This is a genomic window from Demequina sp. NBRC 110055, assembly GCF_002090135.1.
Taxonomy (GTDB): domain Bacteria; phylum Actinomycetota; class Actinomycetes; order Actinomycetales; family Demequinaceae; genus Demequina.
Genome location: NZ_BBRL01000008.1, coordinates 63,924 through 79,501 on the forward strand (window position 1 = coordinate 63,924; position 15,578 = coordinate 79,501).

The 15,578-nt window shown below is 69.8% G+C and carries 11 protein-coding genes; 5 read left to right on the plus strand and 6 right to left on the minus strand.

Translation table 11 applies throughout. The features are described 5' to 3' along the window. Positions 1–37: 37 nt before the first annotated feature. The 6 genes from B7K24_RS09495 to B7K24_RS09520 all read right to left on the minus strand — a co-directional run bounded on the left by B7K24_RS09495 (position 38) and on the right by B7K24_RS09520 (position 7,593). Complete coding sequence (locus B7K24_RS09495) at positions 38–1,162, minus strand: sugar ABC transporter substrate-binding protein (RefSeq protein WP_084130102.1); 1,125 nt, start codon at positions 1,160–1,162, stop codon at positions 38–40. A gap of 218 nt (positions 1,163–1,380) precedes the next feature. Beyond that, complete coding sequence (proB, locus tag B7K24_RS09500; RefSeq protein WP_084130103.1) at positions 1,381–2,496, minus strand: glutamate 5-kinase; 1,116 nt, start codon at positions 2,494–2,496, stop codon at positions 1,381–1,383. A gap of 105 nt (positions 2,497–2,601) precedes the next feature. Next, a complete protein-coding gene (gene obgE / locus B7K24_RS09505) occupies positions 2,602–4,128 on the minus strand; it encodes a GTPase ObgE (protein WP_084130104.1) in 1,527 nt (508 codons plus the stop codon). Positions 4,129–4,246: 118 nt separating this feature from the next. Further along, entirely contained in the window at positions 4,247–4,501 is a 255-nt protein-coding gene (rpmA, locus tag B7K24_RS09510; RefSeq protein ID WP_084130105.1) for a 50S ribosomal protein L27, read from the minus strand. A gap of 14 nt (positions 4,502–4,515) precedes the next feature. Beyond that, positions 4,516–4,824, minus strand: coding sequence for a 50S ribosomal protein L21 (rplU, locus tag B7K24_RS09515; RefSeq protein WP_084130106.1), 309 nt, complete (start codon positions 4,822–4,824; stop codon positions 4,516–4,518). A gap of 135 nt (positions 4,825–4,959) precedes the next feature. Beyond that, on the minus strand, positions 4,960–7,593 hold the full coding sequence (locus tag B7K24_RS09520) for an Rne/Rng family ribonuclease (protein ID WP_307182341.1): 2,634 nt from the start codon (positions 7,591–7,593) through the stop codon (positions 4,960–4,962). 476 nt (positions 7,594–8,069) lie between these two features. Here B7K24_RS09520 and B7K24_RS09525 point away from each other — a divergent pair, with 476 nt between their 5' ends. The 5 genes from B7K24_RS09525 (at position 8,070) to B7K24_RS09545 (ending at position 15,574) form a co-directional block, all read left to right on the plus strand. Next, positions 8,070–9,542: a cytochrome ubiquinol oxidase subunit I gene (locus B7K24_RS09525; RefSeq protein WP_084130108.1), complete on the plus strand. Its 1,473-nt coding sequence runs from the start codon at positions 8,070–8,072 to the stop codon at positions 9,540–9,542. Between the two features lie 13 nt (positions 9,543–9,555). Then, positions 9,556–10,596, plus strand: coding sequence for a cytochrome d ubiquinol oxidase subunit II (gene cydB / locus B7K24_RS09530; RefSeq protein ID WP_084130109.1), 1,041 nt, complete (start codon positions 9,556–9,558; stop codon positions 10,594–10,596). Between the two features lie 61 nt (positions 10,597–10,657). Continuing rightward, positions 10,658–12,238 carry an ABC transporter ATP-binding protein/permease gene (locus B7K24_RS09535; protein WP_084130110.1) on the plus strand — a complete coding sequence of 527 codons (1,581 nt, stop codon included), beginning with the start codon at positions 10,658–10,660 and terminating at the stop codon, positions 12,236–12,238. Further along, the gene (cydC, locus tag B7K24_RS09540; protein ID WP_084130111.1) at positions 12,235–13,962 is read left to right on the plus strand and encodes a thiol reductant ABC exporter subunit CydC; all 1,728 of its coding nucleotides are present in this window, start codon (positions 12,235–12,237) and stop codon (positions 13,960–13,962) included. Before B7K24_RS09535 ends, cydC begins: the two co-directional genes overlap by 4 nt. Next, positions 13,955–15,574 (plus strand): GAF domain-containing protein, encoded by a 1,620-nt coding sequence (locus tag B7K24_RS09545; protein WP_084130112.1) that lies wholly within the window; start codon positions 13,955–13,957, stop codon positions 15,572–15,574. The genes cydC and B7K24_RS09545 overlap by 8 nt, the downstream gene beginning before the upstream one ends. Positions 15,575–15,578 lie beyond the last annotated feature (4 nt).

Consider the following 15,578-nt stretch of genomic DNA (forward strand, 5'->3'; position numbering starts at 1 on the left):
GTCGGGCGGGGATCCCCGCCCGACACTCGCGCGCGCATCAGGAGGCCGGCGCGAGTCCCACCTCGTCACAGGCCGCCAGGACATCGCCCGAGCAGATCTCGTCGTACGCGGCATTGCCGTCGTCGATGACCTGCTGAACGTCATCGCGACCCACCGAGATGGGGTCGACCGCGATGAACGGCGTGCCGTCGTCGAGCGTCATCGACGCCTCGGGCGACTCGCCGTTGAGCAGGGCGATCGCGAGATCGGACGCCGCGGCGGCTTCCACCTGGAACGGCTTGTAGACCGTGCCGTACTGCTTGCCCAGGAGCACGTTCTGAAGGCCCGCCACCGAGGCGTCCTGACCCGAGACCGGCACCATCAGGCCGTTCTTGTCCAGGATGGAGATGACGCCGGCAGCGTTGGTGTCGTTCGCGGCCCAGACCGCGTCGACTTCACCGCCGAGGTCGGTCAGCGCCTGCTCGAACGCGGTGGCCGAGTACTCGCCGTCCCACTTGCCCGGCGGCTCCGCGGCGGGAGTGATCCCCGCCTCCGTCATCACGGTGTTGGCGCCCTCGTAGAACATCGCCGCGTTGCCGTCGGCGGGGTCGCCGCCGATGTACACCACGGTCGCCTCGGCCGGGTCGACCCCGGCGTCGTTCAGGCCGTCGACGACCATCTGGCCCTCGAGCTCGCCCACCTTCACATTGTCGAAGGAGACGTAGTAGTCCGCACCCGCAATGGGACGGTCATATGCGATGACGGGGATGCCCTGAGCCTGGGCGTTCTCCATCACGGACACGGCGGCCCCCTGGTGGTCCACGAGAAGCATCACGCCGCATCCTTGGGTGAGCATCTGCTCGGCGATGGTGGCGTACTTCGCGGTGTCACCCTGAGCATTCTGAATGTCGGCCTCGAAGCCGGCACCCGTGATGGCCTCTTCGAGGGCAGGACGGTCGCCGTTCTCCCAGCGGGGCGACGAGACGGCGTCAGGCAGGATGACGCACGCGCGGGCGTCCACCGATGCTTGCTCCCCTGAGCCGCCGGTGTCGGTGCTCTCGGTTGCGGTCGCCTCCGGTTCGTCGGACATCGCCTCCTCGCCGGGATCCGACGAGCATCCCGCAAGGACTAGGGCTGTCGCGCTCGCGGCCGTAGCAAGCGCGAGCCAGGAGTTTTTCTTCATCACGCACCTCTCTGTGCATCTGAGGAAGAGGGTTCCCCCTCACCACTCATCGTTGAGTGACCTCTGTCACAGTAACCACGGCGCGCCCGGCCCGGTAGGGCAACTTACTGACCAGAAGGCCATTTTTGGTTGCAGTTTTGTAACGGGCGACCACAAATCGAATCGATGTACGAGGGAAAGCGCCTACGCCGCTGCCAAGTCCGGCGACGCCGCGAGCCCTACATCACCACGAGATCGTCGATATGAATGAGTTCCCGGGCGTAGTGATCGCCGAGCCTCTCGCCCAGCACGTCGGTGGTAAGGCCCTTCATGGCGTGCGCCTCGTCGGCACTGAACCCCGCGAAGCCGCGAGCCACGACGGTGCCGTCAGGGCCAATGAGGTCCACGGGCTCGCCCGCCTCGAACGCACCCGTGACCTCGGTGACGCCCGCGGCCAGCAGGGACGCCCGTCGGCCACGGAGCGCACGGGCCGCGCCCGCGTCCACGATGATCGTGCCGCGGGTCCGCGCGGCGTGGGCGAGCCACTGCAGGCGAGTGGTGTCGCGCTTGCCCGTGGGGTGAAAAAGAGTGCCGACACGGCGGCCCGCCACGGCATCGGCCGCCTGGGGCGCCGCCGCCAACACGACCGCGATACCCGAGGTGGTCGCGATGGACGCGGCTTCCAGCTTGGTGATCATGCCGCCGGTGCCCAACGCGCTGCCGCGCTTCGACACGTCCACACCGCCGATCTCATCGGGCGACTGCACCTCGTCGATACGCTCGGCGCCCGGCGTTCCCGGTGCGGCGGTGTACAGGCCGTCCACGTCGGTGAGCAGAACCAGGGCATCTGCGTGGACCACAGTGGCGACGAGTGCGGCGAGACGGTCGTTGTCGCCAAAGCGGATCTCGTCGGTAGCGACGGCGTCATTCTCGTTCACGATGGGCACGACGCCAAGGTCGAGCAGCCGGTTGAAGGCGCGCTGGGCGTTGTTGTAGTGCGAACGCCGGCCCATATCGACTGCCGTCAGTAGCACCTGGCCGACCGTCATGCCGTGGTCCTCGAAGGCGGCGCTATAGGCGGCGACGAGCGCGCCCTGCCCCACCGAGGCCGTCGCCTGCGCCGTGGCGAGGTCCTTGGGGCGCATGGGAAGTCCCATGGGTGCGAGACCCGCGGCGATGGCACCCGACGTGACCAGCACCACCTGGCGCCCCTCGGCCCGCACGCCCGCGATGACGTCCGCGAGGCGCCTCACCGCGGCACCGGAGAGGCGACCGTCCGCGCCGGTCAGCGACGACGAACCGATCTTCACCACGATCCGCCGCGCCCTGGCGATGGACTCACGCACCTCGGTCACGTCACTCCCTTACGTCGCGCGGCGCGTGTCGCCGCGCCTCTATCCTGGCGCATCGCACGTGGCGGATGAAACGCGCAACGCCCGCCACGACGACGCCGTCCGAGGTCAGTCGTCCGCGCCGGGATCCGTCCAGATACCCGCGTCGCGCTCGCCGCGCAACTCGTCGCGCGCAGCGCTCTTGGCGTCCATGCGTTCCTTGTGGTCGGCACGCTTCTGGGCACGCGTGGCGCGGCCGTCGCCGCGTTCGTGCTGCTCGATGCGCAGGTCGGACCCTCGCGAGCCCAGCAGTTCGGCACCGGTCGCCATCGTGGGCTCCCAGTCGAACACGACTCCGCCCTCGCGCGGGCCGATGAGAACCTCGGAGCCGGGAACGGCACCCGCGCGGAACAGTGCCTCCTCGACGCCAGCCTTCGCGAGGCGGTCGGCGAGGAAGCCGATGGCCTCGTCGTTGGTGAAGTTGGTCTGCTTGACCCAGCGCTCCACCTTGGCTCCGCGCACCTCGAAGTAGTCCTCGGCGCCGTCGCGGACGTGGCGCACGGTAAAGCCGCCGTCGTCGACTGCCTTGGGGCGGATGACGATTGGCGCGGCCTCGAGCTCAGGCTCCTGGGCGCGGTGCTCCGTCACCATGGCGGACAGCGCGAACGACAGCTCTCGCAGTCCCTCGTGGCTGACGGCGCTGACCTCGAACACCGGCATGCCGGTCTCCTCGAGTTCCTCACGCACCATCGCCGCGAGCTCGCGCCCGTCGGGCACATCGATCTTGTTGAGGACGATGATCTGGGGGCGCTCAGCCAGCGGGATGCCGCTGATCGCTTCGTCACCCGCGTAAGCACGCAGCTCGCCGGCGATGACCTTGAGATCCTTCACCGGATCACGGTCGGTCTCGAGCGTGGCGGTGTCGAGCACGTGGGCGATGACAGCGCAGCGCTCGATATGGCGCAGGAAGTGGTGTCCCAGGCCCTTGCCCTCGGAGGCGCCCTCGATGAGACCAGGGACGTCCGCCATGGTGAAGCGGTTGTCGCCGGCCTGGACCACGCCGAGGTTCGGCACGAGCGTCGTGAACGGGTAGTCGGCGATCTTGGGGCGCACGGCGCTCATCGCGGCGATCAGCGAGGACTTGCCGGCGCTGGGATAGCCGACGAGCGCGACGTCGGCGATCGACTTGAGCTCGAGCAGCACCGTCGCTTCCTCGCCCGGCTCGCCCAGCAGAGCGAAGCCGGGAGCCTTGCGCTTGGTGGTGGCGAGGGCGGCGTTCCCCAGTCCCCCGCGGCCACCCTGAGCGATGACCACCTCGGCGCCGTCGCCGACGAGGTCGGTGATGACCTCGCCGTCCTGCGTCTTGACGATGGTGCCGTTCGGCACGCCCAGGCGCAGATCCTTCGCATTGGCGCCGTGGCGCATGTCGCCGGCACCCTGGTTCCCATTAGCTGCCACCTGGTGCGGTGCGTGGTGGTAATCCAGCAGCGTGGTCACCTGCGGATCCACATAGAGGACGACGGAGCCGCCGCGGCCGCCATTGCCGCCGTCGGGTCCGCCCAAAGGCTTGAACTTCTCGCGGTGCACGGAGGCCACGCCGTGGCCACCCTTGCCTGCCGTCACGTGGAGCACCACGCGGTCGACGAACGTCGCCATGCTCGTGCCTCCTGTCGGGCCTTGCGTCAAGTCGGGAACGGGGCGTCCGTCCCAAGATAGACGTCAGGGGCGCCGCCGGTAACGGCGACGCCCCTGACGGGAAACTGCGTGAGCGGTGTTAGACCGCTGCGACCACGTCGACGACCTTGCGGCCACGACGGTTGGTGAACTCCACGACGCCGGCCTCGAGGGCGAACAGGGTGTCGTCCTTGCCGCGACCCACGTTCAGGCCGGGGTGGTGGTGGGTACCGCGCTGGCGGATGATGATCTCACCGGCGTTGACGGTCTGGCCGCCAAAGCGCTTCACGCCCAGGTACTGGGGGTTCGAGTCGCGTCCGTTGCGCGAGGAGCTCGCGCCCTTCTTGTGTGCCATGAGTGTCTCCTCGCTTACTTAATACCGGTGACCTTGAGGCGCGTCAGGTCCTGGCGGTGGCCGATGCGCTTGCGGTATCCGGTCTTGTTCTTGTACTTCAGGATGTCGATCTTCGGGCCGCGCTCGTCACGGATGACCTCGGCGGTCACCTTGACCTTGGCCAGCGCCTTGGCGTCGGAGGTGATCTTGTCACCGTCGACGAGCAGCACCGGGGCGAGCTCGACGGTCGAGCCCTGGTCGGCCTTGAGACGGTCGACGACGATGACATCGCCCTCGGAGACCTTCTCCTGGCGGCCGCCAGCCTTCACAATCGCGTACACCATGAATATGTCCTTCAAAACTTTGGTTGGTTTCCTGCCGCTGCCATGCGCGGCGCAGGCAGGTCTCGACGCTCGCGCGCCGACGTACAAATATACGCCCCGCTCCCCCGCCCGGTCAAACCGGGCGGGGCGGCGTGTCTAGTCCTCGCGGACCTCGGGGTCGGCCGATGCCTCGGCGGCCTCGTCGGCCGCCTCGCCTTCGGTCGGGGCGGCTTCGGCGCTCGGGGCGTCGGACGCCTCGGGTGCCTCAGTCGCGGCGGTCGTGGCCACGGGGGCCCCGGCCTCACGTTCGGGGATGTCGACGACGATCTCGGCGGGCACCTCGGTGCCGTGCTCGTCTCCGTGGTGGGCCTTTTCGGCCGCCGCGGCGATCGATGCGAGCGTGGCCTTCACGGCCGCGCGCGCCTCCTCGCGGTCGTCGAGTGCATGGGTCTCACCCTGAGCTGCCGCGTGGGCGTGTGCCTCGTCGTGCTGCTGCTCAGGCTGCTTCTTGGCAGGCTGCTGGTTGCCCTGGTTCTGCTGCTGGCGTCCGCCACCGGAGTTGCCTCCGCCACCGGAGTTGCCTCCGCCACCGTTGTTGCCGCCGCCGTTTCCGCCGCGCCCGCCACGGCGGCGCGGTTCGGGTTGCTTCTCGCTGGCCTCGGCCACGGGCTCGCCGTGAACAAGGAACCCGCGGCCCTTGCAGTGCTCGCACGTCTCCGAGAACGCCTCGACGAGGCCCTGGCCCACACGCTTGCGCGTCATCTGCACGAGGCCCAGCGAGGTGACCTCGGCCACCTGGTGCTTGGTGCGGTCACGGCCCAGGCATTCGATGAGGCGGCGCAGCACGCGGTCGCGGTTGGCCTCGAGCAGCATGTCAACGAAGTCGATGACGATGATGCCGCCGATGTCGCGCAGCCGCAGCTGGCGCACAATCTCCTCGGCGGCCTCGAGGTTGTTGAGCGTCATCGTCTCTTCGAGCGTGCCGCCCTTGCCGACAAACTTGCCGGTGTTGACGTCGATGACGGTCATCGCCTCGGTGCGGTCGATGACGAGCGAGCCGCCCGAGGGCAGCCACACCTTGCGGTCCATGCCCTTGGTGAGCATCTCGTCCACACGGTGCTCCGCGAACACGTCGCCGTCGCCGGTGAACTTGTGGAGGCGGGTCATGAGGTCGGGGGCGACCTGACCCACGTAGGCGCTCAACGAGTTCCAGGTGTCGTCACCCTGGATCGTGAGCGACTCGAAGTCCTCGTTGAAGATGTCGCGCACCACGCGGATCGCCATGTCGGGTTCGCCGCGCAGCAGCTTGGGGGCCTTGCCGTTCTCGGCCTCGGCCTGAATGTTGTCCCACTGGCGCTTGAGGCGCTCCACATCGGCGCGCAGCTCCTCCTCCGAGGCGCCTTCCGCGGCCGTACGCACGATCACGCCAGCGTCGGCCGGAATGACCTCGCGCAGCAGCTTCTTCAGGCGTGCCCGCTCGGTGTCGGGAAGCTTGCGGCTGATGCCGGTGACGCCGCCGCCGGGAACGTAGACCAGGAAGCGCCCTGCCAACGAAATCTGGGAGGTGACGCGCGCGCCCTTGTGACCGATGGGGTCCTTGGTGACCTGCACCATGACCGTGTCGCCCTGCTTCAGGGCAAGCTCGATGCGGCGCGGCTTGCCCTCGAGGCCGGCGGCGTCCCAGTTGACCTCACCGGCGTAGAGCACCGCATTGCGTCCGCGGCCCACATCGACGAACGCGGCCTCCATGCCGGGCAGCACGTTCTGCACGCGGCCCAGGTAGACGTTGCCCGCCATCGACTGCTGTGCCTGGTGCGAGACGTAGTGCTCCACGAGGACGTCGTCCTCGAGCACCGCGATCTGGACGCGGTGATCCTTTTCCCGCACGATCATGTCGCGCTTGACGGACTCGCGCCGTGCCAAGAACTCCGCCTCCGAGATCACGGGACGGCGGCGCTGGCCGTCGCGCGACTCACGGCGGCGCTGACGCTTGGCCTGGAGACGCGTGGAGCCCTGCAACTGGTCGTCGGAACCACCCTGCGAGCTCGACCCCGCACCGCTCGACGACGAGCCGGAGCGTGAGCCACGACGGCGACGGCGACGACGGGACGAACCCGAGCCGTCACCGTCGTCATTGCCGTCGGCGCCGTCCTCGGCGTCACCGTTGCCGTCCGTGTCGTCATCCTTCGCCTCGCGGGCATCACCCTTGGAACGCTCGGACCCCTGGGCGCCTGACGCGTCGGAACCACCGGCGGCGTCCTCCTCTGAGTCGGCTTCGGCGGCGTACTCGCCGCCCTCACCGGGGGTGCGCTTCTTGCCGCGTCCCCGTCCGCCGCGACGGCGGCGACGCTTGGCACCACCCTCGCCCGAGCCATCGCCGTCGTTGCCCGCGTCATCGCCGGAGCGGTCGCTCAACGCCTCGCTGGTGGCATCCTCGGCGCGATCTGACGCGCCGTCGTCCTTCGGCTTGTCGGTCTTGGCGCTCTTGTCGGTCTTGGCGCCCTTCTTGGCCTGCGCCTTGGCGGGTGCGTCGTCACCGCCCGCGTCGGCGGCACCACCGACGGGCGCCGACTTCTTCTTCCCTCCGCCGCGGCGGGCCTTGGGCGCCTGAGCGGCCTCGTCGCCGGCGGGAGTTGCCTGCGCGTCCGCAGGCGATGACGCCTTGGCGCGGTCGGCGGCGCTGGTGGGCGGCCCCGCGGGCGCCGAAGCGCGTCGCGACCTGGCCGGCTCGGGAGCCTGGAAGATCACGGCCGTCGTGGGGTTGTCGGGAGTGTTGTTGTCCTCGCTCAACGCGGGTACCTCGGATCGATGCACCCACACTGTGCATCGACGGTGTCGTCGTTTGTGGTCCACGGTTGTGGCCACCCAAGTCTTCAGGTCGCGGCGGACAGCGGCGCCTGCGGGGAGCGCCTATCCCCGATGTCTCCGCCTACCGGCTGTAGCCCGGCGGGACCGTGACGGGATGGCAGCTGCACAGTCGCTGCGTCTGTCGCGCGGTTGGCGCCCCCGTGTGGAGGGACGCGGACCTGCCGCCCATTGTGACACACAGGGGCTCAGCCGTCATGAAGCCCCTGGCACGCGCGTGTCTTGGCACGCCGATGCGGACCTGAACCGAGGCCCGCAGCCCGGCCACCGCATCGGCCCGGCGCAAGGTGCCCCAGTCCACCTTCGTGACCGAAACGTAATCGCGACCGGGACCTAGGTCCCGGCGCCCGATCGGGGCGCCTTCAGTTAGGTTTCTCACAGAGGTTCGAGAAGGAGTTCCCGTGGACGTACTTGACCTGGCGCGGTGGCAATTCGGCATCACCACCGTCTATCACTTTGTCCTGGTGCCGCTCACGATCGGTTTGTCGACGCTCGTCGCGATCATGCAGACCGCGTGGAACGTCACCGGCAAGGAGAAGTACTACCGGCTGACCAAGTTCTACGGGAAGTTGTTGCTGATCAACTTCGCGCTCGGCATCGCGACCGGAATCGTGCAGGAGTTCCAGTTCGGCATGAACTGGTCCGAGTACTCGCGGTTCGTCGGCGACGTCTTCGGTGCGCCGCTGGCCATGGAGGCGCTGGCCGCGTTCTTCCTTGAGTCGACGTTCCTGGGACTGTGGATCTTCGGCTGGGACCGCCTGCCGCGCAAGATCCACCTCATGACGGTGTGGGCGTTCGCCATCGGCTCGCTGCTGTCGGCGTACTTCATCATCGCGGCGAACTCGTGGATGCAGCACCCGGTGGGCGCCGAGTACAACCCGGAGACGGGCCGCGCCGAGATGACGGATATTTGGGCGGTGCTGACCAACAACACGACGCTGGTCGCCTTCCCGCACGTCATCGCGACGGCCTTCCTGGTCGCCGGCACGTTCGTCGCCGGCATCGCCGTGTGGTGGATGGTGCGCCACAGCCGCCAGGACAAGGACCACGCGGACGTTCCGATGTACCGCACCGCCGCACGCTTTGGCGCGGTTGTCATGCTGATCTCGGGCGCGGCCGTCATCATCACCGGTGACGAGCAGGCCAAGCTCATGTTCGAGCAGCAGCCCATCAAGATGGCCGCGGCCGAGGCACTCATCGAGACCCCCGACGGTCCCGCACCGTTCTCGCTGTTGTCGATTGGCAACCCCGCCGGTGATGACCCCGACTCCGTCCAGCACGTCATCGAGATCCCCGGGCTGACGTCGTTCCTCGCCACGGGAGACTGGAACGGTGAGGTGCTTGGCGTCAACGACCTGCAGGAAATCTACGCCGAGCGCTACGGCGCCACCACGCCCGACGGCGAGGAGATCGAGTACCGTCCCAACCTGCTGGTGACCTACTGGTCGTTCCGCCTCATGATCGGTCTCGCGGCCTTCTCCGCGGCCCTGTCCGTCGCGATCCTCTGGTTCACCCGCAAGGGCCGCGCCATCGACCAGCCGTGGATGAGCAAGCTCGCGCTCGTGTCGTTGCCCATGCCGTTCCTCGCGGCGAGCTTCGGCTGGATCTTCACCGAGATGGGACGCCAGCCCTTCGTGGTGGCCCCCAACCCCACCGGATCCGACCAGATCATGCTCATGACGATGTTCGGCGTCTCGGAGGCGACCTCCGTGGCCGACGTCGTGATCTCGCTCACCACGTTCACGGTCGTCTACTCCGTCCTCGGCGTGTTCTGGTTCCTGCTGATGAAGCGCTATGTCAACGAGGGCGCCCCCAACCCCGAGCCGGAAGAGGTCTCCACCGACCCCGACCGCCCGCTGTCGTTCGCGTACTAGGAGGCAGGCCACCATGGAACTCACACTCGTCTGGTTCATCCTCATCGCGATCCTGTGGACCGGCTACCTGGTTCTCGAAGGGTTCGACTTTGGCGTCGCCATGCTGCTCGAGAAGGTCGGCAAGGGCGACAAGGGTCGCCGCGTCGCGCTCAACACCATCGGCCCTGTATGGGACGGCAACGAGGTGTGGCTACTCACCGCCGGTGGCGCCACCTTTGCGGCCTTCCCCGAGTGGTACGCGACCCTGTTCTCTGGCTTCTACCTGCCCCTCCTGCTGATCCTGGTCGCGCTCATCGTGCGCGCATGCGCCATCGAGTGGCGCGGCAAGATCAACAACGACGTGTGGCGTCAGCGCTGGGACTGGGTGATCATGGGCTCCGCGTGGATCCCCTCGATCCTGTGGGGTGTCGCCTTCGCGAACATCGTCCGCGGTGTGCCTATCGACGAGAGCTTCACCTACACCGGCTCCTTCTGGACACTGCTCAACCCCTACGCCCTGCTCGGCGGCGCCACGACGCTCGCGCTGTTCCTCAGCCACGGCGCGATCTTCCTGTCGCTCAAGACCTCCGGTGAGGTCCACGAGCGTGCCCGCGCCGTCGCGAAGACGATGGCGCCCATCGCGCTCGTCATCGCCGCGGTCTTCGCCATCTGGACCCAGATCGCCTACTCGGTCGCCTGGACCTGGGCGGCCGTCGCCGTGGCCGCCGTCGCGCTCGTGCTGACCTGGGTGTGGGGCAACGCCGGCTCGTACGGCAAGGCCTTCGCCGCCAATGCCGTGGCCATCGTGGGCGCCGTGGTGCTGATCTTCGGCTCGCTCTACCCCGACGTCATGCCGTCCACCACCGACCCGGCGTTCTCGCTGACCGTGGACAACGCATCGTCGACCGACTACACCCTGACTGTCATGACATGGGTCGCGGTGATCTTCGTGCCGATCGTCCTGCTCTACCAGGGCTGGAGCTACTGGGTGTTCCGCCGCCGCCTGTCGACAGATCACATCCCCGAGCACGGCGGGCTTCCCACCCTACGTATGCCGAAGAAGGTCTCGCAGTGACCCCTGCCCCGAGTAGGGCGGTGCGTCGACGGCCGATGCTTCACGACCTTTCGTAGGCCGCGTGCGTCCCCTCGATCCCCGCCTCATCCGTCGCATCGGCCCAGCACGGCGCTACATCGTCACCACCGCCGTGCTGGGCTTCGCCACGGCGCTGGCGATTCTGGTCCAGGCGTTGCTGATCTCGCGCGCGCTCGCGCCGGTCCTCGCCCCCTCCCCCCTCACCGAGGACGGGCTGGGGTGGCTGGGGGTGCTGGTGCCCGTCGAGGCGCGCAACCTTGCCGTCGCGCTCGGCTGGCTGGGCGTGGTCGTCACGGTTCGCGTGGTGCTGACGTGGACCCAGGAGCGGCTCGCGCACCGTGCGGGCTCGCGCGTCATCTCCGAGCTGCGCGCCCAGGTGGTTTCGCACGCCGCGGCTCTCGGCCCGCGGTGGGCCGCGTCGGGCGAGGGTGCCGGCGTCGCCACGACCGTGACGCGCGGTCTCGACTCGCTGCTGCCCTACTTCGTGCGCTACCTGCCGCAGCTGCTGCTCAGCGCCACCGTCACGCCCATCATGATCGTCGTCGTGCTGGGCCTCGACTGGATTTCGGCGGCCATCGTCATCGGCACGCTGCCGTTGGTGCCAATCTTCATGGTCCTGGTGGGCCTCACCACCCAGGAGCGCTCGGCCAAGCACCTCGACGCCATGCAGCGGCTCGCCAGCCGCACCCTCGACCTCATCGCCGGCCTGCCGACGCTGCGCGCACTGGGCCGCGAGCACGGGCCGTCCGCGCGTGTGCGGGAGCTGGGAGACGCTCAACGCCGCGCCACCATGGGATCGCTCAGGATCGCGTTCCTGTCGGGCATGGTGCTCGAGCTCCTCACCACCCTCGCCGTCGCACTCGTCGCGGTCACGCTGGGCTTCCGCCTGGTTGCCGGGGGCGTCACCATCGAGACCGCTCTCGCCGTGCTCATCCTCGCGCCCGAGGTCTACCTGCCGTTGCGCATGGTCGGCACTCACTTTCACGCCTCCGCCGACGGCATGGCCGCCGCCGACGCCGCGTTCGACGTGCTGGAAAGGCCCGTCGCCTCCCCCGGCGGCACGGCTGCCGCCCCGACCCTCGCCGGCGCCACCCTCGTCGTCGAGGATCTCGCCGTGTCGACGCCTGACGGCCGCCGCCTGGCGCCCGGGCGCCTCAGTTTCAGCGCCCGGCCCGGCACCGTGACCGCGCTGGTGGGACCCAACGGCGACGGCAAGTCCACCGCGTTGGCGGCCGTCATGGGCCTGTTGTCGCCGGACTCGGGCTTCGTCGCGGCGCTCACGCCGGAGGGCCGCGTCGACGCCTACGACGTCGAGGCCGCTGGCTGGTCCGAGCAGTTCGCGTGGGCGCCGCAGCGCCCCGACCTCGGCCCCGAGGGTCGCACGCTGAGCCTGGGTCAGCGTCAGGGCGTCGCGCTCGAGCGGGCCCTAAGTGCGGGTCGTCCCGTCGTGGTCCTCGACGAGCCCACCAGCCATCTGGACCGGGCCTCCCGTGACGCCGTGATCTCCCGGATCACGGCGGCGGCCGCGACGGGCGCGACGGTCATCGTCGCCACCCACGAGGAGGATCTCATCGCCGTGGCGGACGTCGTGGTCGAGGTCACCGCGATGGAGGTGGCGCGATGACCATACGTCGCGGCGCCACCGCCGCGAGCGCCACCACGCCACCGCCACCGCGCCGCGCCTTGCGTGCGCTGCTGAGAGACTCTGAACTGTCGCGCGGGCGCCTCGCGCTGTCGATCATCAACGGCTCCGCGGCGCTGGGCTCCGCCGTCGGCCTATCCGCCATCGCCGCATGGCTCATCGCACGCGCCGCCGGCATGCCCTCCCCCGCCGACCTGGCGCTGGCGGCCGTGGTGGTGCGCTTCTTCGGCATCGGCCGCGGGCTGTTTCGCTACCTCGAGCGCCTGTCGAGCCACGAGACCGCTCTCCGCGGCGTCGTCAGCCTGCGCGCGCGTGTGTACGACAGGCTCGCGTCATCGCCCGCCGACACCGTCGTGGGCCTGCGCCGCGGCGACGTCCTCGCGCGCATCGGCGGCGACGTGGACGCCGTGGGCGACGCCGTGGTGCGCGCCATCATTCCGCTCAGCGTCGCGGTGGTGGTCTCCGGCCTCTCCATCGGCATCCTCGGCTTCCTCGACCCCCGCGCCGGCGCCGTCCTCGCCGTCGCCATCCTCGTCGCGGGGCTGGGCGCCGCGCTGCTGACGTGGCGCTCGGCTCGCATCGCGGCCATCCAGGGCGTGGCGGCCGATGCCCGGGTAGCCGATGCCGTGCTGTCCGGCCTCGAGGGCGCCGCCGAGCACCGCGTGTGGGGCACGACGGGCGAGGCGCGCGATGCGCTGGCGGCGGCGAACGCCGCGTCCGAGCAGGCACACGAGGCACAGGCCAGGCCGGCTGCGCTCGCCGCCGCGGTCCAGGCGCTCGCCTCGGGTGGCGCGCTCATCGCCTGCCTCGCCATCGCCGTCACCGGCGTCAACGCCGGCCTCTATGGCGCCACCACCGCCGCGATGATCGCCCTGGTACCCCTGGCCGCCTTCGAGGCCGTGGGAGCGGTACCCACCGCCACCCAGCAGCTGTTCCGGTCGCGCGAGGCCGCCCGGCGGATCGTCGCCATGGCCCCCGAGTCGCCCGCTCCTCAGTCACCCGCCTCCGAGTCGCCGGCTTCCCGCGGCCCCCGCGACTCGGCGGGCGCTCCGTCGCCGACGAGCTCTCAGGGCCACTATGCGGTGACGCTGACAGACCTGAGCGTGGGTTGGCCCAGTGCCACCCCGACCCGTCCGGTCACAGCCCACGTCGACGCGGGCGGCGTGCTCGCCATCGTGGGCCGCTCGGGCATCGGCAAGACCACGCTGCTCGCCACGCTCGCCGGTATCGTTGCGCCGGTTGCCGGCGCGGCACGCATCGGTGCCGCTGACGCCCACCGCGATCTGCTGGGCCCGGTGGTGGGCATGACGGCGGAGGATGCCCACGTGTTCGGCACCACCGTGCTGGAGAACCTGCGGGTGGCACGCGGCTCCGTCACGGCCGACGAGGCTCGCGACGCCCTCGCCGCCGTCGGCCTCGCCGCGTGGCTCGACGCGCTCCCCGACGGCCTCGACACCCCGCTCGGGACCGGCGGCGACAGCGTCTCGGGTGGCGAACGGCGCCGCCTGCTCCTGGCACGGGTGCTGCTCACGCCTCAGCCGGTGGTGCTCATCGACGAACCCGCCGAGCACCTCGACACGGCCGGCCGGCACGCGCTCGGCGCCGTGCTGGGTCGCCTGCGCGGGGAAGGCCGTACCGTGGTGCTCGTGACCCACCACCTGCAGCTGTCCGACCTTGCCGACGTGACGGTGAGCCTCGATGACTGACCGCACCACCGCATCGTCCGCCCTGACGCTCGCGGACGCGATCATGGCGCTCAACGCGGACCTGTCGCTCGACAAGGTCCTCAACGCCCTGCTGGACTCGGCGCGCGAACTCACGGGGGCGCACTACGCGGCGCTGCACGTGTTTGACGCGCGCGGCGAGTCGATAGCGTTCCTCACCCAGGGCATCCCCGAGGACACGAAGGAACGCATCGGGCACCCGCCGGGCCGTGTGGGGGTGCTCGCGAAGATCCCCGCCCACGGCACCCTCGCCGTCGAGCACATCGACGCGGACCCCGACTACCGTGGCATGCCGAAGTGGCACCCCCGCCTCGAGAGCTTCCTGGGCACGTCGCTGACGGTGCGCGGTCTCGTCTTTGGCCACCTCTACCTCGCCGACAAGGCCGGTGGGCCGTTCGACGAAGAAGACAAGCGCATGATTCTGGCGCTCGCCGCAGGCGCCTCGGTCGCCATCGATCACGCCAAGCTCCACGACGATGCCGTGGCTCGCGAACGGTGGCTCGAGGCCTCCCAGCGCCTGACGACGCAGATGCTCGCCACGGAGGACGAGGAGGAGGCGCTCCAGGGCATCGTGGACGCCGCGCGCGAGCTCGCTCACGCCCCCACCGCCGCGCTGGTGCTGCCGGGCGTGGACGACGCGTGGGTCATCGAGATGGCGGCGGGCGACTACGCCCAGAACATCATCGGCCTCGAGCTTCCCTCCCAGGGTTCCGCGATGGACGTGATCCGCACCTCGACCGGCATCGTCGCCCCCGCGCCCCCCGGCAACCATGTGCTGCACCAGATCACGGAGTACGGGCCCAGCCTGTACGCGCCACTCGCCTCCGACGGCGAGACCCTCGGCCTGCTCATGCTGTGGCGCGACAAGGGCGACCCCGAGTTTTCCGCCGACGACCTCGAGGTGACGCAGCGCTTCGCCCACCAGGCGGCACTCGCGCTGACCCTTGCGGATCTCAACCAGGCGCGCAGCCGCGCCGCCCTGCTGGAGGAGCGCGAGCAGATCGCCGACGACCTGCACGACTTCGTCTCCCAGGAACTGTTCGCCGCCGCGATGCACCTGGAGGCGCTGGCGACGGAGGCGTCGGAGGCTCAGACGGGCCGCCTCGCGAGCGCCGCGGACCACGTCAAGCGCGCGCAGTACGAGGTGCGTGGGGTCATGCGCAATCTGGCGGGGCAGCGCTCGAGCGAGCCCGCGAGCGACCGCATGCGCCGCGAGATCACGCTGGCCCAGGCGACACTCGGTTTCACGCCCGACCTCACGGCGGCGTGGTCCGACGTCAATGCGGTCGCGGCGGCGGATGCGACCCTTGCCGACGACGCCATCGCGGTCCTCCGCGAGCTGCTCTCCAACGTCGCGCGTCACGCACGAGCGACCGCCGTGCAGTTGTCCATCACCGTCGAGGACGACCGCCTCATCATGGTGGTCGAGGACAACGGCATCGGCCCCGCAGGCGCCACCAAGCGCTACTCCGGTACGTCGAACCTGGGCAACCGCGCGCTCAGGCGCAACGGCAGCTTCTCGCTCGAGCCGGTGGACCCGTCGGCGGAGCGCCCGGGCTCGCGCGCGACGTGGAACGTCGAGGTCAGGCGCTAGCGAG